Here is a 25,151-nt window from a genome sequence, read left to right on the forward strand (position 1 = left end):
GCGCATGACCACCCCGCAGTCCGTCTGGCAGGACAAGCTCGGCCGCCTCTCCATCCGCTGCGTGCAGATCCTGGCGGTCCTCGTGGTCGCCATCGCGATCGTGTACGCCGCCATCTCGCTCAAGCTCGTCGTGATCCCGGTGATCATCGCGCTGATCCTCGCCTGCGCCGTGCGCCCGATGGTGCTCTGGATGGAGCGCCGCGGCGTGCCGGACGCGCTCGCTGCCGCCATCGCGCTGCTCACCGGCCTCGTGCTCTTCGGCGGCGCGATCACGGCCGTCGTCTTCGGCGTGCAGAGCCAGTGGCCGACGCTCGTGAAGGCCACCAGCGAGGGCGTCGACCAGCTGCAGACGTTCATCCAGGAGGGCGGACTGCCCATCGACTCCGCGCAGATCGACTCGATCCGCCAGTCGGCCGTCGACTTCCTCACCAGCAGCCAGTTCGGATCCGGCGCCATCGCGGGCGTCTCCGTCGCCGCCGAGGTCGTCACGGGGGCGATCCTCGGGCTCGTCGTCTTCTTCTACTTCGTCAAGGACGGGCCGCGGATCTGGGCCTTCCTCATCCGCCCGTTCCGCGGTCGAGGCCGCAAGCGCGCCGTGCGCGTGGGCCACGAGGGTTCGAAGGTGCTCGGCGGGTACATCCGCGGCACGGCGACCGTCGCGCTCGTCGACACCGTCTTCATCGGCGCCGGCCTCTTCATCCTCGGCGTGCCGCTCGCGCTGCCGCTGTCGCTCGTGGTGTTCATCGGCGCGTTCGTGCCGATCGTCGGCGCGACCGTCGCGGGCATCCTCGCGGCGCTCGTCGCGCTCGTGACCAACGACCTGCTGACGGCGATCATCGTCATCGGCATCGTGATCGCCGTGAACCAGCTCGAGGGCAACCTGCTGCAGCCGGTCGTGCTCGGCAACGCGCTCAAGCTGCACGGCCTCGTCGTCCTGCTGGCCCTGACCGCCGGCACGATCCTCGGCGGCATCATCGGCGCGATCCTCTCGGTGCCGCTCACCGCCGTCGCCTGGACCGCCTGGAAGATCATCATGGAGCCGGACGAGGAGGAGCCGGAGCCGCCGGCACCCGCGCCCCTCGAACCCGTGACGAAGGCGGCGCGCGGGCTCACCGCGATCCTCACGGGCCGCACCGCCACCGCCACCCGCGCCGAGCGATGAGCGCGTCCGGCGCCGCGGCGGGCCTGCAGCGCTCGCCCGGCTTCGCGGTCGCCGCGCGCCTCGGGCACGCGGTCAACGGCCTGCTGCACCTCCTCATCGGCGTGGTCGCGTTCCGCCTCGCGACGGGCGGCGGCGGCTCGGCCGACCAGTCGGGCGCGCTCGGCTCCATCGCGGGATCGCCCGGGGGCCGCGTGCTGCTGTGGGTCGTCGTGGTCGGCCTCCTCGGGCTCGGCCTCTGGCAGCTCGTCGAGACCGTGCTCACGCGCGGCGAGAACGCGAAGCGCACCTGGGCGGCGCGCGCGAAGGAGCTCGGCAAGGCCGTGGCGTACTTCGCGATCGCGGCCACCGCGCTGCGCTTCGCGACGGGCGGATCCAGCGACTCCTCCGAGCAGACCCAGTCGCTCAGCGCCAGGCTCCTCGCGGCGCCCGGCGGCGTCGTGCTGCTCGTGGCCCTCGGGCTCGCCGTCGTCGCGGTGGGCGTCTACTTCGGGTTCAGGGGCGCGACGAAGCGCTTCCGCGAGGACCTGGCCGTGCCGTCGGGGTCGCTCGGGCGCGGGATCACGGCGCTCGGCGTCGCGGGCTACGTCGCCAAGGGCGTCGCGCTCGTCGCGGTCGGCGTGCTGTTCGTCGTCGGCGCGGTCACGGCCGACCCGAGCCGCGCGACCGGTCTCGACGGCGCGCTCCAGTCGCTCGCGGGGCTGCCCGCGGGCGTCGCCGTGCTCGCGATCACCGGGCTCGGCCTCATCGCCTACGGCCTGTACTGCGGCGCCCGCGCGCGCTACGCGAAGCTGTGACGAGCCGTCCGGCCGTCGCGCTCGACGGCGTGCGGCCGGATGAGGTGCACGTCGTGCGGGTCTTCGTCGATGCGGACGGGCGTCACGGCAACGAGCTGGGGATCGTGCTCGCCTCGCCCCGCACCGTCGGCCGGGAGCTCGCGATCGCGCAGGCGCTCGGCTTCAGCGAGACCGTCTTCGTCGATGCGGTGGACGCGCCGGGCGCGGAGCCGCGGGGCGCGTCGATCCGCATCCTCACGCCCGCGCGCGAGCTGCCCTTCGCCGGGCACCCCACCGTCGGCACCGCGTGGTGGCTGGCGTCGCGCGGCGTGCCGGTCGACCACCTGCGCGTGCCGGCCGGGATCGTGGCCGTGACCCACGACGCGGGCGTCGAGCGCGTGACCGCGGACCCGGCCTGGGCGCCCGTCTTCGCCTGGCGCGAGCTGCCCTCCGCCGCCGAGCTGGCCGCGCTCGACCTCGCCGCGGCGGTATCCGAGGCGGGCGCGGACCACCTCTACGCGTGGGCGTGGATCGACGAGTCGGCCGGCTGGATCCGCTCGCGCATGGCCGCTCCCGCCCTCGGCATCGCCGAGGACGAGGCGACCGGAGCCGCCGCCCTGCGGGTCACCGCGCACCTCGGCCGCGGCCTCCGCATCACGCAGGGCCAGGGCAGCGAGCTGGTCACGCGGCTGCTCGACGACGGCCGGGCCGAGGTCGGCGGCTGCACGGTCGCGGACCGCGTGATCCCGCTGCCCTGAGCCGGGACGCGCCCGCCGCCGTCCCGCTAGGCGGTCGCGGCGTCCGCGTCCTCCGTCGCCGGCTCCTCGCGCGGGATGACGAGGATCTCGGAGATCCGCCGCCGGTCGAGCGCCGTCACCTGGAGGGTCACGCCGTCGACCTCGACCGTGTCGCCGACCTGCGCGAGCCGGCCGAGGTTCTCGATGACGAAGCCCGCGACCGTGTCCGACGCGGAGTCGGGCAGCTTCACACCCGTCGCCTCCTCGAAGTCCTGGAAGTTGAGCCGGCCGTCGATCGTGCCGCCGTCCTCCGCGAGGTCGCGTGCGGCCGAGTCGGTGTCGTACTCGTCGAAGATCTCGCCGACGACCTCCTCCACGAGGTCCTCGAGCGTGACGATGCCGTCCGTGCCGCCGTACTCGTCCACGATCACGGCGATCTGGTGGCCCTCGGCGCGCATCATCGTGAGAGTCGGCAGCACGCGCGCGGTCGCCGGGAGGTACGGGATCGGGCGGAGGATCTCGGAGACGGGACGCTCCGGATCCGCCGCGATCGCCTGGTACAGGTCGCGCACGTGCACGAAGCCGATGACGTCGTCGATGGTCTTGTCGACCACCGGGTAGCGCGAGTACGGCCGGTCCTGCACGTCGATCCCCGCCTCGCGGACCGTGCCGGTGCCGTCGAGCGCGGCGATCTCGGGCCGCGGCTTCATCACCTCGCTGAGCTGGCGGTGGCGGAGCGAGAGCACGTCGTCGAGGATCCGGCGCTCGTCGTCGGGGAGGCCCTCGTGGCTGGAGACGATGTCGCGGAGCTCCTCCTCGCTCATCTCCTCGCCGGTCTTGTGCGGGTCGCCGCCGAGGAGGCGCACGACCACGTTCGTGGAGACGGACAGCAGCCAGATCACCGGGCGCATGAGGATCGCGAAGCCGTTGAGCACGGGCGCGACGCCGTACGCGAAGCCGGCGTTGCGCTGGATGGCGAGGCGCTTGGGCGCCAGCTCGCCGAGCACGAGCGACAGGTAGGCGATCACCAGCGTGAGCAGGAGCGTCGCGATCGTGGACGCGAGTCCGGACTCCAGGCCCCACGATTCGAGCACCGGAACCACGGACGGCGCGATCGACGAGGCGCCGTACGCCGCGGACGCGAAGCCGGCGACGGTCACGCCGATCTGCACCGCCGCGAGGAAGGTGTTGGGGTTCCGGGCGAGCGCGGCGACCTTCTCGCCGCGGCGTCCGCGGGCGGCGAGGGCGTTCAGCTGGCCCTCGCGGAGGGTGACGAGCGCCATCTCGGTGGCGGCGAACACGCCGCCGACGAGGACGAACACCACGACCAGGACGATGTTGAGGACGAGGTCGCCGTTCACGAGCGGGGGCCGGTCGGGCGGGTGCCGGTCGAGCGGGTGGCGCCGATCCCGGTGAGGGGCGTGATGGCGCGGAGGGTGCGGGGCGTGCCCGGGGTCATCCGGGCGCCGGGACTGTGGCTGTCGGGAGCGGGCTCCCGCGCGGTTCTGTGCATGGACCGAGGGTAGTGGAGCAGGTGGGGAAATAGCCCGGCGGCGGCAAGGCTTCGGCAAGGCGGGGGCCGTGCCCTACGGTCGGGGCATGGATCAGATGGCGTTCGACGGGTCGTGGATCGGCAGCTCCGGGTGGCTCACGCTCGCCCTCGTGAACGCGGGGCTCGCGGAGCAGAAGGGCCGATCCCGGTGGAACTGGTTCCTCGTCTCGATCGTGCTCGGGCCGATCGCGACGTTCTTCATCGTGACGTGGGAGCGCGTCCCGGCCAAGGGCTCCGCGCCCCACCCTCTCGAGGCGCCGACGAACGGGCTCCTCGCCGTGGGCGTCGGCCTCGCGGCGCTGGCGGTCGTCAGCGCCGTGGTGGCGGGGATCGGCGGCGACACCGGCCTCTGGGTCCTCGCGGCCGCGCTCGCGGTCGCCGGGACGGCCTCCCTCGTCCTGCACGTGCTCGCGCACCGGCGCTGGGCGGCGCTGCAGGCGGCGCGTGTCCGGACCCCCGAGGTCCGACCTGACGCGCAGCCCTAGCGGTCGCCGCCAGGCGGGGTGCCGCCCGGGTCGCCGGCGCCGCCGCCGGAGGGCGCGGATCCCGCCGTCGGCGTCGTCGCCGAAGACGTTGTCGGAGTCGAGCGAGACCTGCGCGAGGTTCGCGCTCGATCCGGCGTACTCGTCGAGCGCGTGGACGGTCCTGCACGCGTCCTCGGGCAGGGCGACCTGCGAGGTCGCGATGGTCCTCGTCGCGTCGGTGATGTCGCCCATGCTCGGGTAGACCTCGAAGTGGATGTGCGGCCAGCGGCCCGTGTAGCAGGCGGGGAACACGGACGTGAAGGACACCGTGCCGTCGTCGCCCGCGAACGGCACGTCGCCGGTCGCCGTGTCGAGGATCGTGAGCGTGAGCGCCATGGGCACGCCCGCCGCGGTGGTGCCGCCGTCGAGGCTCGAGCGGATGTCGCTGCGGACGATGCCGGAGCGCTCCAGGACGTCCGGCCCGTTGGACCCGTCGCCCGGGTACGGCCCCGCGGTCTCATCCGGGATCTCGCCCGTCCGGGCGGCGGCGCTCTCCGTGCCGCCGGATCCCGCGGCCCCGGCCGGTCAGGCCGCGAGGGCGACGGATCCGATGCCCGCCCCGAGGTAGGCGAGCACGGCCCGGCGGCTGAGCAGCGTGCGGAGGTCGAAGCCGGCGCCCTGGTCGACCGCCTCCTCGTCGGCGCGGGCGAGCAGCCGGCCCTCGGAGGCGGGGCCGTCGGGCGTGCGGTCGGGTTCGGGGATGCGGGTCACGGGTCGTATCTCCTGGTCGGGCGTCCGGGCGGTCGGGACGGCACCACCGTGCCGGGCGGTCCGATGGACCGGCCATGGCGATCCGATGAGCCGGCCATGAGGGCGTGGCGTCCCGGAACGCGGCTCAGCCCGCGGGCACGCACGGGCTGTCGCAGCCCGCATCGCGCCGGCGCTGGCGCTCCCGTGCGCGCGCCCGCTCCAGCAGCGACACGTGCAGGTACCCCGCGTAGCCGCCGGGCGTGCGCCCCTCGCGGCGGCTCGAGGTGAGCACCTCGCCGGCGGCCGACGCCGTGATCCGCGCGTCGAGGTCGCGGAGCCGGCTCACGAGGTCGACGTCCTCGTGCTCGGCGACGGCCGGGAACCCGCCGGCCGCGACGTAGGCGTCGGCGCGCACGCCGAGGTTCGCGCCGTGCACGTGCCCGTTGGCGTGGCCGGGCACGCGGGTGGCCCGCCAGGCCGCGATCTGATCCGGGCTGAGGTCCTCCAGCTCGGGGCGGACCGTGCCGACGACCACGTCGGTGCCGGCGTCCGCGAGCTCGAGCTGGCTGGTGATCCACGCGGGCGGCACCGCGGAGTCGGCGTCGGTGCACGCGATCCAGTGCTCGGCCTCGTCGCCGTCCCAGCCCGCGCGGGCCGCGTCGACCCCCTGCGCGCGGGCGGCGCCCACGCGTCCGGCCGCGCTCTCGATGACCTCGACGCCGGCGGCGCGCGCGACCTCCGCGGTGCGGTCCCGGCAGTCGTCGGCGACGAGGATCACGCGCACGCGCACCCCCGCCGCGCGCGCCCGGGACGCGGCGACCTCGACCGATGCGAGGCAGCGGCCCACCAGCTCCTCCTCGTCGCGCGCGGGGATGACGACCGTGACCGCGCGGATCCGCGGGGCCGGCTCCGCCCCGACCGCCGCGGCCGACCCGCCCGTCACCGCAGCCCCGTGCGGGTCGCGACCGAGCGCGGATCCGCCGACAGGACCTCGAGCAGGAAGTCGTCCTCCTCGTGCCGCATCAGCGTGTGCAGGCCGGGGACGGCGGCGAGCCGCGCGTGCACCTCGTCGCCCGCACGCCGGAAGTCGCCCTCCGGGTGCCGCCAGTGGCAGGCGACCAGGGTGCCCGTGGCGCCGAGGGAACCGGGCAGCGCGGCGAGCACGCGGTCGAAGGCGGCGTCGTCGAGGTAGTAGCCGATCTCGCTCATCACGACGAGGTCGAAGGTGCCGGCCGGCCAGTCGTCGCCCACGTCGCGCACCTCGAGGCGCACGTGCGGCGCGTCGGCGAGGCGGACGCGCGCCCGCTCGACCGCGGTCGGCGCGACGTCCACCGCGAGCAGCTCGTCCACGCGCTCGGCGAGGCCGGCCGTCGTGACGCCGATCGAGCAGCCGATCTCCAGCGCCCGCCCGTACCGCTCGTCGGGCAGCGCCGCGAGGGTGGCGAGGCGCTTGCGGCGCTCGTACCAGCGGGTCGTGACGCGCCAGGGATCCTCGGCGCGGGCGTACGCGGCGTCGAAGCGCTCGGCGGCGGAGGGGGTCGCGGGCGCGTCGGCCACGATCAGCACCTCCCGGTCGCGGTCGGCGTGCCGGAGGAAGCCGGGCTGCAGCACGGCCGCGTCCTCGGGCGCGTCGGAGAGCGGATCCACCTGGCTGGCGTGCGCGCGGATCGCCGCGCGCTTGGCGTCCCGCACCCGCGCGTCGAGCGGCAGCGCGCGCATGGCGGCCCACGGCACGCGCGGGTCGTCGGGTGTCGCCCAGTGCCACATCCACACCGGGTACTCGACCAGCCGGATCCCGCGCCCGGCGGGCAGCGCGCCCACCAGCTCGGCGACCACCTCGCCCGTGACGCGGTGGTCCCGGTGCCCGTCGCCGCGCCAGGGAGCGGCGACCCACGTGCCCGGCGCGGCGTCGGCGAGGAGCGCAGCGAGGTCGTCGCGCACGGCGTCGCGGCGTTCGCGGATGCCTCCGTCGGGGTGGCCGAGGAGCACGAGGCGGGCGTCGGGCGCGACCGCGTCGAGGGCCGCGCGGGCCTCCTGGCGGCGGAGGGCGACGAGCTCATCGGGCGTGCGGGTGGGGGATCCGGGGTGCGAGGCGGCGCCGTCCGTCACGATCACGAGGGTCACCGGCACGCCGCGCGCGGCCGCCGAGGCCATCAGCCCCGCGGCGCCGATCGACTCGTCGTCGGCGTGCGCGGAGACCACGAGGAGCGCGGCCATCCCCGCGAGGTCGGGGGCGTCGAGCGCGCCCCAGCGCGGATCCGCGTCCCAGACGTCCGCGTCGGTGCCGGGCTCGCGCGCATCGAAGGCGACGCCCGTCGCGGCGGTCGTGGCGGTATCGGTCGCGGTCGCTTCGGTTGCGGTGGCCTCAACCGACCGCCGCCCGGCCGCCTCCGCGAGCGCGCCACCCAGCGAGGCGTCGTCGCGCTCGGCGTGGTGCTGCCGTACGTACAGCCCGAGGTCGGCCACGCGCTTGGCGTGATCCGCGTCCTGCGCGAGCGGGGCCGGCCCGAGGGCGTGCGCGACGTGCGTCAGCGTCTCGTCCACGGCCCGCGCGACGACGGCGCGTACCCGCTTCGCGAGCAGGCGCCCCTCCTCGCCCGAGGCGAGCCCGCGGTCGACCAGGCCGGCGGCCTCGGCGAGCGATGCGCGCGCGCCGTCGAGCGCCGCGTCGACCGCGCCCAGGTGCATGAGCAGCAGGCGGTCGGCGCCCTCACGGGACGCCGCCCGCAGCAGCGTGCGCGCCAACCCGACCGCGCCGCCGTACCAGCAGGCCGCGACCTGGATCCCGCCCCAGTGGAACCCGGGCCGCTCGAGATACCAGCCGGGCGCGCCCACGCGCCGCGCCGGCACATCCTGCATGCGCAGCGGCCCGCTCGGGACCTCCACGAGCCCGCGGGCGACCCAGGCGCCGGGCACGACCTCGACGCCGGGCTGGCGGAGGTCGACGGCGAAGAGGCCGCGCGATCCGTCGTCGACGGCGGCGGTGATGAGCGCGTGCGTCAGCGACCCGGCGAGCGAGCACCACGGCTTGGTCCCCGACAGCCGCACCGCGTCTGGCCCGTCGGCGTCCGTCAGGGCCGTCAGCGGATCCCTGCCGCCCTCGGCCGCGAACACGCCCCACGTGCGCGGCTCGGCGTCGCCCTCGCGCGCGGCGCCGGTGCCCGCGATGGCGCGGCCGCCCGCGGCGTCGCGCTCCTGGTCGAGGATCGCGAGCGCGTCGAGGTGCGGCTCGACCGTGCGGGCGAGGCCCAGGTCGGCGGCGGCGAGCGTCGCGAGCGCCTCCCAGAGGTCCGCCGTGCCGCCGGCGCCCGGCCGGGCACCGCCGTCGCCGAGCGCGACGGCGAGCGCCAGCGCCCGCTCGGTCGTCCATCCCGCCCCCGGTGGCGTCGCCGCGAGCGACTCGCGCACGAGGGAGACGGCTGGCCCGGCGGCGGCGTCGCCCGGCGGCACCGCGCCGGAGGCGAGGCGGACGCGCGCCGGGGCGGTCGCGTCGGGGGTGGATGCGGGCAGAGGACCGGATGTCACGGGGAGGGGCGCCAAATCGTCGAGGGGTCGTCCGGGCGGGGCCCGATCGTCCTTCGAACCTACAAGCGTCCGAGGTCGGCTGCCCGCCGGCGGCGCGGCACCGCCCCCGTGTGAGATCCTGGCGGCCTCGGATCCCCCGGTCACGTGGGTGTGGGACCCTGACGGCGGGGCTGGGGCGCGATCCGCACCGACCACGCACGACAGAGGGGACCCACCATGGACCAGCACACCGACCCGCACGCCGCCGAGGCCACGACCGAGGGGCCGGCCGACCAGCCCACGCCCGAGGCGGTCGAGGAGTTCGAGCGCCTCGCCGTCCTGCGCATGGGCGGCCAGGACATCGAGGGAGCCCTCGACGAGCTCCCCGACGCGGACGCCCGCGAGGTGGCGGAGGTCGCCATCGACCGCGTCGTCCGCGGCTACGACCACCTGTAGATCCGCGCCGGGCGTCCGCCGACCGGCGGCGCCTAGCGCCCGGTGAGCCGCGCGATGAGCTCCCGGTACCGCTCCGCCGTCCGCTCCACGATCTCCTGCGGCAGCACGGGCGGCGTGCCGGTGCGATCCCAGTTCGCCGCGAGCCAGTCCCGCACGATCTGCTTGTCGAAGCTGTCGGTGCGGTTGCCCGTCGCGTACGCCTCGGCGTCCCAGTAGCGCGACGAGTCGCTCGTGAGCACCTCGTCCGCCAGCGTGGTGATGCCCGTGCGCGGGTCGATGCCGAACTCGAACTTGGTGTCCGCGAGGATCACGCCGCGCTCCTCGGCGATGGCCGACGCGCGGCGGTAGACGTCGAGCGAGAGGTCGCGCAGGCGCGCCGCCTCCTCGTGCCCCACGAGCTCCTCGGTGCGCGCGAACGTGATGTTCTCGTCGTGCTCGCCCTGCGGCGCCTTCCACGCGGGCGTGTAGATCGGCTCCGGCAGGCGGTCGCCCTGCGCGAGGCCGGCGGGCAGCGGGATGCCGCACACCGTGCCGTGCTCGCGGTACTCCTCCCAGCCGGATCCGGCGAGGTAGCCGCGCACGACGCACTCGATGGGCAGCATCTCGAGAACCCGGCAGAGCATCGCGCGCCCGCGCACCTCGTCCGGGATGCCGATGCGGTCGAGGGTGTCGCCGTCGACGAGGTGGTTCGGCACGTCGAGCCGGTCGAACCACCAGAGGCTGAGCTGCGTGAGGAGCTCGCCCTTGCCGGGGATCCCCGGCTCGAGCGCGAAGTCGTAGGCGCTCACGCGGTCGGTCGCGACGACCAGCACGTGCGGCTCGCCCTCGAGCGCGCGGTCGTCGGTGTCGTCGACCGCGGGGCTGAACAGCTCGCGGACCTTGCCCGAGTAGGCGTGCTCCCAGCCCGGCAGGTCCCAGTCGACGGCGTGGCCGGCGGGCGTCCCGGCGCTCATCGGATCACCTGCGCCGCGATGTCGGTGCGGTGCTGCGACCCGTCGAGCGACAACCGCCCGACGGCCTCGTAGACCCGCGACCGCGCCTCCACGAACGAGGACCCCGTCGCGACGACGCTGAGCACGCGCCCGCCGGTGACGACGAGCCCGGCGTCCGACTCGGCGGTGGCGGCGTGCGCGATGCTCACGCCCTCGACCCGCTCCGCCTCCTCGACGCCCTCGATGACGCGTCCCGTCAGCGGCGCCTCCGGGTAGCCCTCGCTCGCGACCACCACGGTGACCGCGACGTCATCGGAGAACTCCGGCCGCGCGACGCCGCCGAGCTCGCCCGACGCGGCCGCGAGCAGCAGCTGCGAGAGCGGCGTGACGAGGCGGGGCAGCACGACCTGGGTCTCCGGATCCCCGAAGCGCGCGTTGAACTCGATCACCCGGATCCCGTCCGCGGTGAGGATGAGCCCGCAGTAGAGCAGCCCGATGAACGGCGTCTGCTCTTCCGCGAGCTTCCGCACCGTGGGGAGCGCGATGGTGTCGATGACCTCGTCGACGAAGCCGTCCGGCAGCCACGGCAGCGGCGAGTACGCGCCCATGCCGCCCGTGTTGGGCCCCGCGTCGCCGTCGCCCAGGCGCTTGTAGTCCTGCGCGGGCGAGAGGGGGACCACATCGTGCCCGTCGGAGAGGAGGAACAGCGACACCTCCTGCCCGGCCAGGAACTCCTCGACGAGCACGGTGCCCTGGCCGAGGTAGTGGCGGGCGTGCTCGAGGGCCAGCGTGCGGTCGGCCGTGACCAGCACGCCCTTGCCGGCGGCGAGGCCGTCGGCCTTGATGACGTAGGGGGCGCCGTACTCGTCGAGCGCGGCCTCGACCTCGTCGACCGTGCCGGCCTGGGCGGCGCGGCCCGTGGGCACGCCCGCCTCCTCCATGATGCGCTTGGCGAAGGTCTTGGATCCCTCGAGCGCGGCGGCCGCCCGGCCCGGCCCGAAGACGGGGATGCCGCGCGTGCGGAGCGCGTCCGCGACCCCGGCGACGAGCGGCGCCTCTGGCCCCACGACGACGAGCTCGACGCCCTCCGCGAGCGCGTGCTCCGCGACCACCGCGGGGTCGTCGATGTCCATCTTCACGACGGGCACGACGCGCGCGATCCCGGCGTTGCCGGGTGCCGCGACGATCTCGTGGCCCGCGTCCTCTCGGAGCAGGGCCGTGACGATGGCGTGCTCGCGCGCACCGGAACCGAGTACCAGGATCTTCACGCCCCCACCCTATCGACGCCGACCCCACCGGACCGGGCCCCTGGGGGCGCCGCCGGGAGCGCCGGATCCCCGCCCCGGGAGGGGGAGAGGAGGATGGGAGACCGACCCGCCGCGGGCACGTCACGGGTCGGCTCCCTGCCCTCTCCGGCGTTCTTCGGGTCCGCCGGCGGGCGCATCGTCCCTGCCCTCCCGTCGCCCGGGGAGACGACGGGAGGGAGGACGTCCTGCCGTGCCGAGCGGGTCGTGTCACCGCCGGGCACTTCCATACACGGTAATGGATGTCCCCCAAAGTGCGGACCCGACGCGACGCCCCAGTAGGAGGGGTGCGGCGACCCGGGACGGGCTGCGCGACCTCGCCGCTCTGGCATCCTGGGGCGATGGCCAAGGCGCGCATCCACCCCACCGTCGGACAGCCCGCCGTGCGGGCGGCCCTCGCCAAGGGCGCCGACGCCGACCGGGAGACGCGGGCCACCGCGGTCCGCTTCCTGCTGCAGGCGTTGGCGGATCTCGCGCCCGGCGGCACGGTCGAGGTGCGCGTCCCGCCGTTCGGGGCCGTCCAGTGCATCGAGGGCCCGGGCCACACGCGCGGCACGCCCCCGAACGTCATCGAGACCGACCCCGCCACGTGGATCGCGCTCGCCACGGGCGGCACGACCTGGGACGCGGGCGTCGAGGCGGGCGCCGTGCGCGCGTCCGGGCTCCGCGCCGACCTGCGCGGACTCCTGCCCGTGCCGTGGGAGCTCGCCGCCGACCGCTGAGCGCCGGCCAGCGCCGCCGCGGTTCGTGCGGGGTCGGCGGCGCGGGGGATGATGGACCCATGACCAACGCCCGACCCCAGCCCGACGACGAGCGCCGCACCGAGGTCCTCGTGCGGCGGTCCCCCCGCTACTTCCGCTTCATAGGGGTCGGAGCTGTCCTCGGGATCATCGTGGCGATGGTCCTCACGCTCACGTTCCCGCCGAACCCGGAGTTCTCCGAGGCCCAGGTGCTGGCGTTCCTCGCGCTGTTCGCGGTCGTCATCTTCGGCGGGCTGGCCGCGCTCCTCGCGCTGGCGCTCGACCGCGCGGCGTCGCGCCGGTCGCGCGTCCTCACGGCCGAGCGCGAGCCGGGCGAGCCGGGCGCCTGATCCCGCATCCGACCTCCTGGCCCCGCGTCGCGCCGATCAGCTGAGCTGCGTGCGCTCCAGCCAGGACAGGTACTCCGGCGTCACGTTGCCGGTGATGTACTCGCCCGTGAAGCAGCTCATCTCGAGGTCCTCCACGCCGGTGGATCCCTCGAGGATCGCGTCGCGCATGTCCGCGACCTCCTGGTAGATGAGGTGGTCGGCGCCGAGCTCGGTCGCGATCTCGGGGATCTTCCGCCCGTGCGCGATGAGCTCCTGCCGCGACGGCATGTTGATGCCGTACACGTGGGGGTAGCGCACCGGGGGAGCGGCCGAGGTGAACGTCACCTTGTTGGCGCCGGCCTGCCGGGCCATGGTGACGATCTCGCGGCTCGTCGTGCCGCGCACGATGGAGTCGTCGACGATGAGGATGTTCTTGCCCTGGAACTCCGAGCTCATCGCGTTGAGCTTCTGGCGCACGGACTTCTTGCGCTGCGCCTGCCCCGGCATGATGAACGTCCGGCCGACGTAGCGGTTCTTGTAGAAGCCCTCGCGGTACTCGATGCCGAGCGTCTGCGCGACCTGCATGGCCGACGGGCGCGAGGAGTCCGGGATGGGCATGACGACGTCGATGTCCCCCGCGGGGCTGTGCTCCGCGATGGTGGCGGCGAGCCGGTTGCCCATGCGCAGGCGCGCGTCGTACACGCTGATGCCGGACATGACCGAGTCGGGCCGCGCGAGGTAGACGAACTCGAACGCGCACGGGATGAGCCGCGGCGTCGGGTGGCACTGGCGCGCGTGCATCTCGCCGTCCATCGTGATGAACACGGCCTCGCCGGGCGCGACGTCGCGCACGATCTCGTAGCCGAGCGACTCCATGACGAGCGACTCGCTCGCCACGACCCACTCCATCCGGCCGCCCTCGAGCTCGCGGCGGCCCAGGGTGAGCGGGCGGATCCCGAACGGGTCGCGGAACGCGAGCATGCCGTGCCCGGCGATCATCGCGATCGAGGCGTACGAGCCCTCGACGCGCTCGTGGAGGCGCTCGACGGCGGTGAACACCTGGTCGGGGTCGAGCGCCATGCCGGACACCTGCGACTGCAGCTCGTGGGCCAGCACGTTCACCAGCAGCTCGGTGTCGGAGCTCGTGTTCGTGTGGCGGCGATCCACGTGGAAGAGCTCCTGCGCCAGCTCCCGCGTGTTCGTGAGGTTGCCGTTGTGCACGAGGACGATGCCGTAGGGCGCGTTCACGTAGAACGGCTGCGCCTCGTCCTCGTCCGTGGCGCTGCCCTTGGTGGCGTACCGCACGTGGCCGAGGCCCATGGTGCCGAGCAGCGATCGCATGTCGCGCGTGCGGAAGGCTTCGCGGACCTGACCGCTGAGCTTCTTCACGTGGAAGGTGTTGCCCTCCGCGGTGGCGATGCCGGTGGAGTCCTGACCGCGGTGCTGCAGGAGCAGGAGGCTGTCGTAGACGAGTTGGTTGACGGGTTCGGACGATACGACGCCGACGATGCCGCACATGCTTCGGCTGACTCCTGAAGAGTAGAAGAGGTGGGGGAGCCGCCAGTCTCCCACACGGGAGCGACGCGCCCGGCCGCTACTGTGTCTCAGGTGACCACCAAGAGCTCGTATGCAGAGGCCGGCGTCGACACGGAGGCCGGCGATCTCGCGGTCCAGCTGATGAAGGAGGCCGTGTCCCGCACGCACGGCCCCGAGGTCGTCGGCGGATTCGGCGGGTTCGCGGGGCTGTTCGACGCGAGCGCCCTGACCCGGTTCCGCCACCCGCTCCTCGCGACGTCGACGGACGGCGTCGGCACCAAGGTCGCCATCGCGCAGACCATCGACAGGCACGACACCATCGGCCAGGACCTCGTGGGCATGGTCGTCGACGACATCGTCGTGGTCGGCGCGCGTCCCCTCTTCATGACCGACTACATCGCCTGCGGCAAGGTCGTGCCCGCGCGCATCGCCGACATCGTCGCCGGCATCGCGCGCGCCTGCTCCGACACCGGCACCGCCCTCGTCGGCGGCGAGACGGCCGAGCACCCGGGGCTCCTCGGGCCGGACGACTACGACGTGGCCGGTGCCGCGGTGGGTGCGGTCGAGGCGGACTCGGTGCTCGGATCCGAGCGGGTGCGCGACGGCGACGTCGTGTTGGCGCTCGCCTCCAGCGGCCTGCACAGCAACGGCTTCTCGCTCGTGCGCCACATCCTCGCCACCGCGGGCATCGGCTTCGGCGACACCTCGGCCGAGCTCGGCGGCGTGGTCGGCGAGGTGCTGCTCGAGCCGACGCGCCTCTACACGACGCCGCTGCTCGACGTGCTCGCGCAGCCGGAGCTCGGCCCGGCCGTCCACTCCATCAGCCACGTCACGGGCGGCGGCATCGCGGCGAACCTCGCGCGCGTGCTGCCGCGCGGGTCCTTCAGCGAGCTCGAGCGCTCCACGTGGTCGCCGCCCGCGGTCTTCCGTGCGCTCGCCGGCATCGCGGGCTCGACGCTCGAGAGCGCGGAGGGCACCTGGAACCTCGGCATCGGCATGATCGCCGTGGTCGACGCCGCGGCCGCCGACGGCATCGCGCGCGCGCTCACCGCCGCGGGCATCCCCACCTGGGAGGCCGGCCGCGTGACGATCGGCGACGCCCCGGCGGGCGCCGGCTTCGAGCAGGGCGCCAAGGGCGTCGACGGCGGGGCCGTGCGCCTCACCGGCCGCTACCGCGACTGATCCGCGTCGCGCTGGGTGCGTCCGCCCCGGGGGACGGCGTCGCGCCCGTGCCGACGAGCGACCGCGGGCGCACATGAGCGGACCCGCCTCACCAGGAGGCGGGTCCGACGCTCATCCGACCGGGGCCGGAGGCGGGATCAGGCGCGCTTCTGCTCGTCGCCCGGGACGTAGGCGTCCGGCTCGTCGGCGTACTCGTCCCACTTGGCGGCCTCGGCCGCGTACTGCTCGTCGACCGCCCCGTGGGTGGTCAGCTCGCGCTCCAGCTGCGTGTAGTCCACATTGGGACTGAACGACTTCAGCTCTCGCGCGATCTTGGTGTGCTTAGCTTTTTGACGGCCGCGCCCCATGCGAGACCCCCTCACGACTCAGGCCCCGACGGGCGGTGACAACGCTGGATGCAGCGGACAGGGATTGGAGAAAACCTAGGGGCTACCCTAACATGGGGCCCTAGTCGCCCCGGGCGTGTCCTCCCTGTCCGGAGAGCGTGCACGGGCATCGTACGACCTCGTCCCGAAATCGCCCTGCGCCCGCGAGCGGGCGCTAGCCTGGTCGTCCCATGACCTCCGAGCCGACAGAGACCCAGGTCGTGGTCATCGGTGCCGGACAGGCCGGCCTCTCCGTCGCGTACCACCTGCAGCGGCTCGGCCTCCGCATGGGCGCCGACGCCGTCGTGCTCGACCGCGGGCCCACGACGGGCGGTGCCTGGCAGCACCGGTGGGCGGCGCTCCGCCTCGGATCCGCGCACCGCGTGGCCGACCTCCCCGGCATGTCCGAGCTCGGCATCTCGTTCGCGACGGCCGACCGTCGTCTTCCGGCGCGCGACGTGGTGCGCGACCACTACGCCCGCTACGAGCAGCACTTCGACCTGCGGGTCGCGCGCCCGGTCGAGGTGCGCGCGGTGCTCGACGCGGACGTGCCCCCGCAGGCCGCGTCGCGTCGCCGGGCCGCGCACCCCTCCGACTCCGTCCGCCCGCTCCTCGTGCGCGCCACCGACGGCGACCGCGTCGCCCGGTTCGTCGTCAACGCCACCGGCACGTGGGGCGCGCCGTTCATCCCCTCGTACCCCGGGCTCGGGTCCTTCCGGGGTCGGCAGCTGCACACGTCGGGCTATCGCGCGGCGGCCGACCTGCGGGGGCTCCGCGTGCTCGTCGTGGGCGGCGGCACCTCCGCCATCGGCTTCCTCATCGAGCTGGAGGGGGTGGCGGCGCGCACCATGTGGTCGACGAGGCGTCCCGTCGACTTCCTCAAGGCGGGCGAGCTCGACGTCGAGGCCGCCGTGCGCGCGGTCGACCTGCAGGACCGGGCCGCGCGCGCGGGGGAGGCGCTGCCGAGCATCGTCAGCGGGACGGGGGTGCCGCGCACGCGGCGCATCGTCGCGGGGATCCGGCGCGGGGTGCTCGACAGCAGGGGCCCGGTCGCGCGCTTCGAGGAGGACGGTGTGGTCTGGGCGGACGGCGGGCGTGACCAGGTCGACGCGGTCATCTGGGCCACCGGGTTCCGGCCGGAGATCCGGCACCTCGCACCGCTCGGCCTGCGCGAGAAGGAGGGCGGCGTGCGCGTCGAGTCCGGCGTCTCGGCGCGGGATCCGCGCGTGTTCCTCGCAGGCTACGGACCGCAGGCGTCGACGATCGGCGCGAACCGCGCGGGTCGACGCGTGGCGCGGCAGGTCATCGCGGCCCTCGGCTGAGGCGTCGCGCCGGGGCCCGCGGAAGAGGGGGCGTGGGGGCCCGCGCCGTCTGCGGGAACTCGCGGCGAGGCCCCCGCGTCCATCCGGACCTCACGGGTCGGTCCGGACGTGACCCGACCGGTCCAGGGTGCGCCGACATCGGCGCACCCCGGGGCCTGGTCGACCTGCACGAGCTCTCGGGGAAGAGTTCGTACACCAACGAGTCTATAGCCGTGTCCTCCTTTTCGAGGACACGGGGCCCGGCCGCGCGCGTCGGTCGCCGCCGAGCTCGGCTCCGGGACGCGTCGCTGCCCGGCTCCGCGGCGGGACCTAGGGCGTCCTTCGGCCGCTCGTGTGCTTCACGGGCGTCGTCGGCGGCGGGCCGGATCGGCGGACGGCGGGGCGCACGGGCTCGCCACGGCGATCCTGCCCGGGCACCGGCCGCGACCGACGGCCGTAGATGAGCTCCGACGAGTCGAGCAGCCACGGCACCAGCGCCAGCGTGACGCCGTGCACGAGGAGCAGCTTCTGGCGGATCCGTCGGGCCTTGTGGTTGTGCAGCAGCGTCTCCCACCAGTGGCCGACGATGTAGACGGGCGTGTAGACCGTGATGATCTCGCTGCCGTGCTCGGCCCGGCGGGACTTCAGGTACTTGATGAGCGGGAAGCTGATGTCGCGGTAGGGGGAGGCGACGATGCGCAGCGGCATCTCGATCTCCATCTCGATCCACTGGCGCTCGAGCAGCTTGGTCGCCTCGTCGTCGACGGAGACGTGCACCGCCTCGATGCTGTCGTGGTTGGCGGCGATGGCGTAGTCGAGCGCCTTGAGGACCGGCTTCTGCATCCGGCCGACGAGCACGACCGCGTGGTCGCCCGTGGAGCCGAAGACCGTGACGGGGTCGACCTCGATCTCCTTCTCCACGTCGCGGTAGTAGCGGTTCACGCCGAGCATGAGGAGGAACAGCACCGGCATGATCGCGAACACGAGCCAGGCGCCGTGCGTGAACTTGGTGATGGTGACGACGATGAGCACGAGCGCCGTGAGCAGCGCTCCGAACGCGTTGATGGCGAGGCCGCGGATCACCTCGCCGCGGTTCGCGCAGCCCTCGCGGAGCATGCGGGTCCAGTGCACGACCATGCCCGTCTGCCCGAGCGTGAACGACACGAAGACGCCGATGATGTAGAGCTGGATGAGTTGCGTGAGGTTCGCCTGGTAGACGACGAGGATGAGCGTCGCGCCGAGCGCCAGCAGCAGCATGCCGTTGCTGTAGACGAGGCGGTCGCCGCGGGTGAGCAGCGACTTGGGGGCGTAGGCGTCCTTCGCGAGCACGGAGCCGAGCAGCGGGAAGCCGTTGAACGCAGTGTTGGCCGCCAGGAGCAGCACCGCGGCGGTCGTCGCCTGCAGCAGGTAGAACATCACGCTGCCGTTGCCGAACGTGGCCCCGGCGACCTGCGCCATGAGGCTCTTCTGCGGCTCCGTGGCGCACCCGGTCCAGCCGATGAGGTCGCACGGGTGCTCGCCGTAGTGCACCTGCGCGATGAGCGCGAGGGTCGTGAGGCCGACGAACAGCACGATGGCCGTGCCGCCCATGATCACGAGGGTGGCCTGCGCGTTCTTGACCTTGGGCGTGCGGAACGCGGGGACGCCGTTGGAGATGGCCTCGACGCCCGTGAGCGCGGAGCAGCCGCTCGAGAACGCGCGGAGCAGCAGGAGGATGAAGGCGACCTGTGACAGGCTCGGGGTCTCGACCGTGTAGGCGGCGGACTCGGCGACGGGCGGGTCGCCGAGGGCCGTGCGGACGAGGCCGACGACGATCATGAGGCCCACGCTCGCGATGAAGAGGTACGTGGGCACCGCGAAGGCCTTGCTCGACTCGCGCACGCCCCGGAGGTTGACGGCCGCGAGGAGCGCCACGAAGAACACCGCGATCTCGACGCGGAACGGCGCGATCTCGGGGATCGCGCTGATGATGTTGTCGACGCCGGAGGCGACCGACACCGCCACCGTGAGGATGTAGTCGACGAGGAGCGCGGACGCGACGACGAGGCCGGCCTTCTCGCCGAGGTTCTTGTGGGCGACCTCGTAGTCGCCGCCGCCCGACGGGTAGGCCTTGATGAGCTGGCGGTAGCTGAGCACCACGACGACCAGCAGGATCACGACGCAGGCCGCGACCCACGGCGCGAAGCTCAGGAACGCGAGGCCGCCGAGCGTGAGGATGAGGAGCAGCTCCTGCGGCGCGTACGCGACCGAGCTGAGCGGGTCGCTCGCGAAGATGGGGAGCGCGAGGTGCTTGGGGAGCAGCTGGCCCTCGAGCTTGTCGCTGGCGAGCTTCTCGCCGATGAGCAGCCGCTTGGCGGGACTGCTCTCGGGTGCCTGGGGGTCCGGAGTCACGAGCGGCCACGATACATGGCGACGCGCCCGGGCCGCGACGGCGCCGGGAGCGGGCCGTGAGGCCGCTGGATCCCCGTCGCCCCGCGGACTACCCGACCGTCGCGACCGGGCCCGTGGGGAGGGTGCCCGCGGCGTCGTCGGGGGCGGCGCCGCGCGTGCGACGGCGGGGCGCGCGGGCGGGCACGGGCAGGTCGAACAGGGGGAGGGTGCGCTGGACGATGGGGCCGATGAGGAGCGCGAACGCGAGCGTGCCGAGGCCCACATCCCCGCCGAGGGCCCAGCCGATCGCGAGCACGACCAGCTCGGTGCCGACGCGGACGCGCCACACCGGCCAGCCCGTGCGCCGGTGGATCCCGGTCATGAGGCCGTCGCGCGGGCCCGGTCCGAAGTGCGCGCCGATGTAGAGGCCCGTCGCGAGGCCGAGGAGCAGGAGGCCGGCGGCGAAGAGGGGGATGCGGATCCACAGGCTCTCGACCGCCGGGACGACCGCGAGTGCGACCTGCGCGCTGTAGCCGACGAAGACGACGTTGAGGACGGTGCCCCAGCCGGGGCGCTGGCGGATGGGGATCCAGAGGAGCAGCACGAGCGCGCCGATGATGTTGGTGACGACGCCGAACGGCAGGCCCGTCTTGAGGGCGGCACCCTGGCTCAGCACGTCCCAGGGGGAGACGCCGACGGCGGCCTGCAGCATCATCCCGATGGCGAAGCCGTAGAGGAAGATGCCGAGGGCGAAGTGGACTGAGCGACGGAGCATGTGGGAGATCCAATCGCGCCCACGGGTTGCGGGACAAGAGGCCAATCGTCAGGCTGTGGCCTCATGACCCTCGCTGGATCCGCTCCCTCCGCCGTGCTCGGACCGACCGCCCTCACGGCGCTGCTGGGGGAGTGGGCGCGACCCGGCACCCCCGCGTACCAGGCGCTCGCCGACGGGATCCGGCACCTCGTCCTCGACGGGCGCGTGCCCGTCGGCGCGCGGCTCCCCGCCGAGCGGGAGCTCGCGGCCGCGCTCGGCCTCAGCCGCACCACGGTCGCGGCGGCCTACGCGGCGCTGCGCGGGACCGGCCACCTCGCGAGCCGCCGCGGCTCGGGCAGCATGACGCGGATCCCCCGGAGCCCGCTCCGCGCGGAGGGCGACGGACGCGAGGTGGCGGACATGAGCCGCGCCGCCGTGCCCGCGGCACCCGCGCTCGCGGACGCCGCGATGCGCGCCGCGGCCCGGCTGCCCGCGCACCTCGAGGGGCACGGCTACGACGTCGACGGGATCCCGGAGCTGCGCGAGGCCATCGCCGCCCGCTACCGCGCGCGCGGACTGCCGACCGAGGCCGACGACGTCATGGTGACGGTCGGCGCGCAGCACGCGATCGGCCTCCTCGCCTCCGTCCTCGTGCACCGCGGCGACCGCGCGCTCGTCGAGCAGCCGAGCTACCCGCACGCGATCCAGGCGCTGCGCGACGCCGGCGCGCGGCTCGTGGGGGCGGGAGTCGGCGTCGACGGCTGGGACGAGGACATGCTCGAGCAGACCATCCGCCGCACCCGTCCCGCGCTCGCGTACCTCATGCCGGACTTCCACAACCCGACCGGCCGCACGATGCCCGAGGACCAGCGGGCGCGGATCGTGGCGCTCGCCGAGGCGCACGGCGTGACCGTGGTCGCCGACGAGACGACGGCCGAGCTCGACATCGACCGGGCGACCGCGCATCCGCCGCTCGCCGTGCACGGGTCGCCCGGCGCGGTGGTGCTCGTGGGGTCGGTGGGCAAGACGGTGTGGGGCGGGCTCCGCGTCGGGTGGATCCGCGCCGGTCGGCCGCTCCTGCGCGATCTGGCCCGGGCGCGCTCGGCCCGCGACCTCGGCACGCCCGTGCTCGAGCAGCTCGTGGTGGCCGAGGTGCTGGGCGGGATGGACGGGATCCTCGTCGAGCGCCGCGCGCGGCTGGGGGAGACGCGCGACCACGTGGAGGCCGAGCTCGCGCGGCGGTTCCCCGGGTGGGAGGTGCCGCACGTCGACGGCGGGCTCGCGGTGTGGGTGGGCATCGGCGCGCCCGTGAGCACGGAGCTCGCGCTGGCCGCCCGGTCGCGGGGGCTGGCGATCACGGGCGGGAGCCGGTTCGGGCACGACGGCGCGTTCGAGCGCTTCCTCCGGATCCCCATCACGGCGCCGCCTGCCGCCACCGACCGGGCGCTCGACATCCTCGAGGACGCCTGGCGCGGTCTCGCGCCGGACGCCGGCCGGCCAGCCGCCGGCCGGGAGCACGACGTGGTGGACCGGTCGGTCCTGGTCTGACGGCCGCGTCCGGGGCTTGGGGACGCGACCGACGGCGGGCGGGGCGATCCCGGTACCGTTCCGGCGTCCGCGCGTCCCCCGAGGGCCGTCCCCCACCACCTCCGCACAGGCGAGCGACGTCCCCGTCGGGTCGCGAACCGCACGAGCCTGGAGGAACGACATGCGCATCCGACCGCGATCCACCACCGCATCGACCCCGGCGGCTCCGGCCGCCTCCCGCACCCCATCCCGACGGGCGGCGGCCGCGGTCGCCGCGCTGGCGCTCGCCGGCGGACTCGCCTCCGCGTCCGTCCTCGCGGCGCCCGTCGCGGCCTCGGCCGAGGACGCGTCCGTCGTCGTCGCCCCCGCGTCGGCCGACGCCGCCACCGCGCACTGGACGGACGAGCGCCGCGCCGCTGCCCTCGCGGCGTCCCCCGCGGTCGCCGCGTCCGTGTCGGCCTCCGCCGCGACGGCCTCCCCGGAGTCCGTCTCCGACGCCGCGGGCGCCTCCGCGACCGCTCCCGTCCCGCACCCGGACCAGCCGTTCGTCGGGGTCCTCTTCTACGTCGACGGCGGACGCGACCGCGCCTGCACCGCGAGCGTCGTCGACACCCCGGACGGCGACGCCATCGCGACCGCCGCCCACTGCCTCGTCGACCGGCGCACCGGCGCCGCGTCCACCCTCGCGACCTTCGTGCCCGGCGCGCAGGGCGCCACGGCACCGCACGGCATCTGGCCGGTGCGCGTCGCGGCGGTGTCCTCCGCGTGGACGACGAGCGGCCGCGCCTCGGACGACGCAGGCTTCGCGCGCGTGAGCGGCCCGGCGGGCGAGGTCCTCGGCGCGGAGGTCGGCGCCGCGGAGCCCGTGTTCGGATCCGCTCTGGTGCCGGCGACCGGGCTCGCGCCGCGGCTGGCGGTCCTCGGCTACCCGACCGCGGGATCCCCGACGGCCGTGCTCGAGGCCTGCGCCGGACGCCCGGAGCACGACAGGGGTGGCCAGACCTCGCTGCCGTGCGCGCTCGGCACGGGTGCGGCCGGATCGCCGGTGCTCACGGCGGCGGGTGAGCAGCGCGCCGTCGTCGCGCGCCCCTCCGCCGGGCGCGGCGTGCTCCTCGCCTCGTGGGGCGCCGACGCCGAGCGGGCGCTGACCTCGCTGCACGGGCGGTAGCCACTACCCCGGGCCGCGGCCCGGTGTCCGCCGAGCGCCGGACACCGGACCGCCGCCTGGGGATTGCCCTTCGTGCACGAAGGAGTTGGGCGGGCGCGAGCATACTGAACCGGTGACCATCGATCTCCCTCCCATCAGCCGCTCCTACATCAGCCGTCCGTACCCGCTCGGCGCGACCGTCGTCGCGCGCGACGGCGGCCTGCCCAGCGGCCTCAACGTCGCCGTGTACTCCGAGACCGCCGAGGCGGTGGAGGTGTGCATCTTCGACGACGACGGCACCGAGTCCCGCACGCGCCTCTCCGAGCGCACCGGCCACGTCTTCCACGGCCTCGTCGAGGGCGCCGGCATCGGCACCCGCTACGGCCTCCGCGTCCACGGCGAGTGGGACCCGTCCCGCGGCCTCCGCCACAACCCGGCCAAGCTCCTGCTCGACCCCTACGCCATCGCGATCGAGGGCCACCCCACCTGGGGCGAGGACGTCTTCGCGCACACATTCGACGACCCGGACGCCATCAACGAGGCCGACTCCGCCGCCTCCATGCCCCGCTCCGTCGTGGCCGACCGCCGCTTCGACTGGGAGGACGACGAGGCCCCGCGCACGCCCCTCGACGAGACCGTCGTCTACGAGGTGCACGTGAAGGGCTTCACGCAGCAGCTCGAGTCGGTGCCCGAGGAGATCCGCGGCACCTACGCCGGCCTCGCGCACCCCAGCGCCATCGAGTACCTCACCGACCTCGGCGTCACGAGCGTCGAGCTCCTGCCGGTGCACCACTTCATGCAGGACTCGCACCTCGAGGAGAAGGGCCTCCGCAACTACTGGGGCTACAACTCCATCGGCTTCCTCGCGCCGTACTCCGACTACAGCTCCGCGGGCGACGGCGGGCAGCAGGTCGCCGAGTTCAAGGAGATGGTGAAGGCGCTGCACGCCGCCGGCCTCGAGGTGATCCTCGACGTGGTCTACAACCACACCGCCGAGGGCAACCACATGGGCCCGTCGCTGTCGCTCAAGGGCATCGACAACGCGTCCTACTACCGGCTCGTCGAGGGCGACGAGGCGTCGTACTTCGACACCACCGGCACGGGCAACAGCCTCAACGTCGGCCACCCGGCCGCGCTCGCCCTGATCATGGACTCGCTCCGCTACTGGGTCGAGGAGATGCACGTCGACGGCTTCCGCTTCGACCTCGCCACGACGCTCACGCGCCAGGACGGCGACGCGGAGATCCACAGCGCGTTCCTCACCCTCATCCACCAGGACCCCGTGCTCGCGCCCGTGAAGATGATCGCGGAGCCGTGGGACACCGCGGGCTACCAGGTCGGCGGCTTCCCCGCGGACTGGTCGGAGTGGAACGGGAAGTTCCGCGACGACGTGCGCGACTTCTGGCACAGCGGGCAGAACGTGCTCGGCGCGCTGGCACAGCGGATCACGGGCAGCCCGGACGTGTACGAGTCCGGCCGCCGCTCGCCGCTGTGCAGCGTGAACTTCATCACGGCGCACGACGGCTTCACTCTCGCCGACCTCACCTCCTACGACGAGAAGCACAACGAGGCCAACGGCGAGGACAACAACGACGGCGAGAGCGACAACCGCTCCTCCAACGCCGGCGTCGAGGGGCCGACCGACGACCCCGAGGTCAACGCGATCCGGGACCGCCAGCGCCGGAACTTCCTCGGCACGCTGCTGCTGTCGTCGGGCGTCCCGATGGTGCTCGGCGGCGACGAGATCGCCCGCACGCAGGGCGGCAACAACAACGCCTACTGCCAGGACGACGAGATCTCGTGGTTCGACTGGGAGAACGCGGGCCGGGAGCTCCAGGACTTCACGCGGAAGCTCATCCGCCTGCGTCGCGGCAACCGGGCGCTGCGTCCCATCTGGTTCCGCGGCGACGACGTCGAGGGCGCCGAGGAGGCCGTGCGCTTCATCCGGGCCGATGGCGTGACGCTGGAGCCGCAGGACTGGGAGGACCCCAACGCCTTCAGCATCGGCGTGATCATGAAGGGCAAGGACAGCGACGCGTTCTTCGTCGCGTTCAACGCGGCCGAGGGTCCGGTCGAGTTCCAGCTGCCCTCTGGGATCGGCGTCTCGTGGCACCTCGCCATCTCGTCGGACTCCGAGCAGAACGTGACCGAGGACGCGACGAGCATCCTCGTGCGCGACCGCTCGTTCACCGTGCTGCGGGCCGCGCGCTCCTAGCCGCACCCGCGAGATCGACCGACGCGCCCTCGGGAGACCGGGGGCGCGTCG

23 protein-coding genes are annotated in these 25,151 nt (G+C 74.3%); 12 read left to right on the top strand and 11 right to left on the bottom strand.

Features of this window, described 5'->3' with window-relative positions; genetic code table 11:
• The first annotated feature begins 4 nt into the window (after positions 1 to 4).
• From CMN_RS03380 to CMN_RS03390, 3 genes are read left to right on the top strand one after another with little or no spacing between them, the layout of a single operon-like run.
• Positions 5 to 1,162, top strand: a complete 1,158-nt coding sequence (locus CMN_RS03380; protein WP_015489452.1) for an AI-2E family transporter — start codon at positions 5 to 7, stop codon at positions 1,160 to 1,162.
• Entirely contained in the window at positions 1,159 to 1,956 is a 798-nt protein-coding gene (locus CMN_RS03385) for a DUF1206 domain-containing protein (RefSeq protein WP_015489453.1), read from the top strand. The genes CMN_RS03380 and CMN_RS03385 overlap by 4 nt, the downstream gene beginning before the upstream one ends.
• Entirely contained in the window at positions 1,953 to 2,693 is a 741-nt protein-coding gene (locus CMN_RS03390; protein WP_106389117.1) for a PhzF family phenazine biosynthesis protein, read from the top strand. Before CMN_RS03385 ends, CMN_RS03390 begins: the two co-directional genes overlap by 4 nt.
• Positions 2,694 to 2,719: 26 nt before the next feature.
• Here CMN_RS03390 and CMN_RS03395 read toward each other — a convergent pair whose 3' ends face one another.
• Together CMN_RS03395 and CMN_RS14935 are read right to left on the bottom strand one after the other, a co-directional pair.
• Positions 2,720 to 4,033, bottom strand: coding sequence for a hemolysin family protein (locus CMN_RS03395; protein WP_015489455.1), 1,314 nt, complete (start codon positions 4,031 to 4,033; stop codon positions 2,720 to 2,722).
• Entirely contained in the window at positions 4,030 to 4,185 is a 156-nt protein-coding gene (locus tag CMN_RS14935; protein WP_155119026.1) for a hypothetical protein, read from the bottom strand. Before CMN_RS14935 ends, CMN_RS03395 begins: the two co-directional genes overlap by 4 nt.
• An 86-nt stretch (positions 4,186 to 4,271) precedes the next feature.
• Between CMN_RS14935 and CMN_RS03400 the strand changes: the two genes are divergently transcribed.
• A complete protein-coding gene (locus CMN_RS03400; RefSeq protein ID WP_172638672.1) occupies positions 4,272 to 4,709 on the top strand; it encodes a hypothetical protein in 438 nt (145 codons plus the stop codon).
• Positions 4,710 to 5,273: 564 nt separating this feature from the next.
• Here the strand turns inward: CMN_RS03400 and CMN_RS15485 are convergent.
• From CMN_RS15485 to CMN_RS03415, 3 genes are all read right to left on the bottom strand, one after another.
• The gene (locus CMN_RS15485) at positions 5,274 to 5,459 is read right to left on the bottom strand and encodes a hypothetical protein (protein ID WP_051057926.1); all 186 of its coding nucleotides are present in this window, start codon (positions 5,457 to 5,459) and stop codon (positions 5,274 to 5,276) included.
• Between the two features lie 124 nt (positions 5,460 to 5,583).
• Positions 5,584 to 6,381 carry a glycosyltransferase family 2 protein gene (locus tag CMN_RS03410; protein WP_015489457.1) on the bottom strand — a complete coding sequence of 266 codons (798 nt, stop codon included), beginning with the start codon at positions 6,379 to 6,381 and terminating at the stop codon, positions 5,584 to 5,586.
• A complete protein-coding gene (locus CMN_RS03415; RefSeq protein ID WP_227077735.1) occupies positions 6,378 to 8,963 on the bottom strand; it encodes a PIG-L family deacetylase in 2,586 nt (861 codons plus the stop codon). The genes CMN_RS03410 and CMN_RS03415 overlap by 4 nt, the downstream gene beginning before the upstream one ends.
• 216 nt (positions 8,964 to 9,179) lie before the next feature.
• On the opposite strand from CMN_RS03415, the gene CMN_RS03420 reads away from it, so the two are divergent.
• Complete coding sequence (locus CMN_RS03420; RefSeq protein WP_015489459.1) at positions 9,180 to 9,398, top strand: hypothetical protein; 219 nt, start codon at positions 9,180 to 9,182, stop codon at positions 9,396 to 9,398.
• 32 nt (positions 9,399 to 9,430) lie between these two features.
• Here the strand turns inward: CMN_RS03420 and CMN_RS03425 are convergent, their stop codons facing one another.
• Positions 9,431 to 10,351 (bottom strand): phosphoribosylaminoimidazolesuccinocarboxamide synthase, encoded by a 921-nt coding sequence (locus CMN_RS03425; RefSeq protein ID WP_015489460.1) that lies wholly within the window; start codon positions 10,349 to 10,351, stop codon positions 9,431 to 9,433.
• Complete coding sequence (purD, locus tag CMN_RS03430; protein ID WP_015489461.1) at positions 10,348 to 11,598, bottom strand: phosphoribosylamine--glycine ligase; 1,251 nt, start codon at positions 11,596 to 11,598, stop codon at positions 10,348 to 10,350. Before purD ends, CMN_RS03425 begins: the two co-directional genes overlap by 4 nt.
• A gap of 377 nt (positions 11,599 to 11,975) precedes the next feature.
• On the opposite strand from purD, the gene CMN_RS03435 reads away from it, so the two are divergent.
• Positions 11,976 to 12,356, top strand: a complete 381-nt coding sequence (locus CMN_RS03435; RefSeq protein WP_015489462.1) for a sterol carrier family protein — start codon at positions 11,976 to 11,978, stop codon at positions 12,354 to 12,356.
• Positions 12,357 to 12,415: 59 nt separating this feature from the next.
• Positions 12,416 to 12,724, top strand: a complete 309-nt coding sequence (locus CMN_RS03440) for a hypothetical protein (RefSeq protein WP_015489463.1) — start codon at positions 12,416 to 12,418, stop codon at positions 12,722 to 12,724.
• A gap of 36 nt (positions 12,725 to 12,760) precedes the next feature.
• Here CMN_RS03440 and purF read toward each other — a convergent pair whose 3' ends face one another.
• A complete protein-coding gene (gene purF, locus CMN_RS03445; RefSeq protein ID WP_015489464.1) occupies positions 12,761 to 14,221 on the bottom strand; it encodes an amidophosphoribosyltransferase in 1,461 nt (486 codons plus the stop codon).
• 90 nt (positions 14,222 to 14,311) lie between these two features.
• On the opposite strand from purF, the gene purM reads away from it, so the two are divergent.
• Positions 14,312 to 15,421: a phosphoribosylformylglycinamidine cyclo-ligase gene (purM, locus tag CMN_RS03450; protein ID WP_015489465.1), complete on the top strand. Its 1,110-nt coding sequence runs from the start codon at positions 14,312 to 14,314 to the stop codon at positions 15,419 to 15,421.
• A 137-nt stretch (positions 15,422 to 15,558) separates the two neighbouring features.
• On the opposite strand, the gene CMN_RS03455 is transcribed toward purM, so the two are convergent.
• Positions 15,559 to 15,768: a DUF3073 domain-containing protein gene (locus CMN_RS03455; protein ID WP_012037444.1), complete on the bottom strand. Its 210-nt coding sequence runs from the start codon at positions 15,766 to 15,768 to the stop codon at positions 15,559 to 15,561.
• Between the two features lie 209 nt (positions 15,769 to 15,977).
• Here CMN_RS03455 and CMN_RS03460 point away from each other — a divergent pair, with 209 nt between their 5' ends.
• A complete protein-coding gene (locus CMN_RS03460) occupies positions 15,978 to 17,108 on the top strand; it encodes an FAD-dependent oxidoreductase (RefSeq protein ID WP_015489466.1) in 1,131 nt (376 codons plus the stop codon).
• A gap of 309 nt (positions 17,109 to 17,417) precedes the next feature.
• Here the strand turns inward: CMN_RS03460 and CMN_RS03465 are convergent, their stop codons facing one another.
• Together CMN_RS03465 and yczE are read right to left on the bottom strand one after the other, a co-directional pair.
• Entirely contained in the window at positions 17,418 to 19,478 is a 2,061-nt protein-coding gene (locus CMN_RS03465; protein WP_015489467.1) for an APC family permease, read from the bottom strand.
• Between the two features lie 88 nt (positions 19,479 to 19,566).
• Positions 19,567 to 20,232 (bottom strand): membrane protein YczE, encoded by a 666-nt coding sequence (gene yczE, locus CMN_RS03470; protein ID WP_015489468.1) that lies wholly within the window; start codon positions 20,230 to 20,232, stop codon positions 19,567 to 19,569.
• Between the two features lie 63 nt (positions 20,233 to 20,295).
• Between yczE and yczR the strand changes: the two genes are divergently transcribed.
• From yczR to glgX, 3 genes are all read left to right on the top strand, one after another.
• Positions 20,296 to 21,759, top strand: a complete 1,464-nt coding sequence (gene yczR, locus CMN_RS03475; RefSeq protein WP_015489469.1) for a MocR-like transcription factor YczR — start codon at positions 20,296 to 20,298, stop codon at positions 21,757 to 21,759.
• Positions 21,760 to 21,919: 160 nt separating this feature from the next.
• A complete protein-coding gene (locus CMN_RS03480) occupies positions 21,920 to 22,906 on the top strand; it encodes a trypsin-like serine peptidase (protein ID WP_015489470.1) in 987 nt (328 codons plus the stop codon).
• Positions 22,907 to 23,018: 112 nt separating this feature from the next.
• Positions 23,019 to 25,100 (top strand): glycogen debranching protein GlgX, encoded by a 2,082-nt coding sequence (gene glgX, locus CMN_RS03485; protein ID WP_015489471.1) that lies wholly within the window; start codon positions 23,019 to 23,021, stop codon positions 25,098 to 25,100.
• The last annotated feature ends 51 nt before the right edge of the window (positions 25,101 to 25,151 follow it).

It is taken from the genome of Clavibacter nebraskensis NCPPB 2581 (genome assembly GCF_000355695.1).
GTDB classification, from domain to species: domain Bacteria; phylum Actinomycetota; class Actinomycetes; order Actinomycetales; family Microbacteriaceae; genus Clavibacter; species Clavibacter nebraskensis.

Bases quoted from the DNA above. Each gene is read 5' to 3' on its own strand.
- CMN_RS03380 (WP_015489452.1), top strand. From the start codon at position 5: ATGACCACCCCGCAGTCCGTCTGGCAGGACAAGCTCGGCCGCCTCTCC.
- CMN_RS03385 (WP_015489453.1), top strand. From the start codon at position 1,159: ATGAGCGCGTCCGGCGCCGCGGCGGGCCTGCAGCGCTCGCCCGGCTTC.
- CMN_RS14935 (WP_155119026.1), bottom strand. From the start codon at position 4,185: ATGCACAGAACCGCGCGGGAGCCCGCTCCCGACAGCCACAGTCCCGGC.
- CMN_RS03400 (WP_172638672.1), top strand. From the start codon at position 4,272: ATGGATCAGATGGCGTTCGACGGGTCGTGGATCGGCAGCTCCGGGTGG.
- CMN_RS03420 (WP_015489459.1), top strand. From the start codon at position 9,180: ATGGACCAGCACACCGACCCGCACGCCGCCGAGGCCACGACCGAGGGG.
- CMN_RS03425 (WP_015489460.1), bottom strand. From the start codon at position 10,351: ATGAGCGCCGGGACGCCCGCCGGCCACGCCGTCGACTGGGACCTGCCG.
- CMN_RS03435 (WP_015489462.1), top strand. From the start codon at position 11,976: ATGGCCAAGGCGCGCATCCACCCCACCGTCGGACAGCCCGCCGTGCGG.
- CMN_RS03440 (WP_015489463.1), top strand. From the start codon at position 12,416: ATGACCAACGCCCGACCCCAGCCCGACGACGAGCGCCGCACCGAGGTC.
- purF (WP_015489464.1), bottom strand. From the start codon at position 14,221: ATGTGCGGCATCGTCGGCGTCGTATCGTCCGAACCCGTCAACCAACTC.
- CMN_RS03455 (WP_012037444.1), bottom strand. From the start codon at position 15,768: ATGGGGCGCGGCCGTCAAAAAGCTAAGCACACCAAGATCGCGCGAGAG.
- CMN_RS03460 (WP_015489466.1), top strand. From the start codon at position 15,978: ATGACCTCCGAGCCGACAGAGACCCAGGTCGTGGTCATCGGTGCCGGA.
- yczE (WP_015489468.1), bottom strand. From the start codon at position 20,232: ATGCTCCGTCGCTCAGTCCACTTCGCCCTCGGCATCTTCCTCTACGGC.
- yczR (WP_015489469.1), top strand. From the start codon at position 20,296: ATGACCCTCGCTGGATCCGCTCCCTCCGCCGTGCTCGGACCGACCGCC.
- CMN_RS03480 (WP_015489470.1), top strand. From the start codon at position 21,920: ATGCGCATCCGACCGCGATCCACCACCGCATCGACCCCGGCGGCTCCG.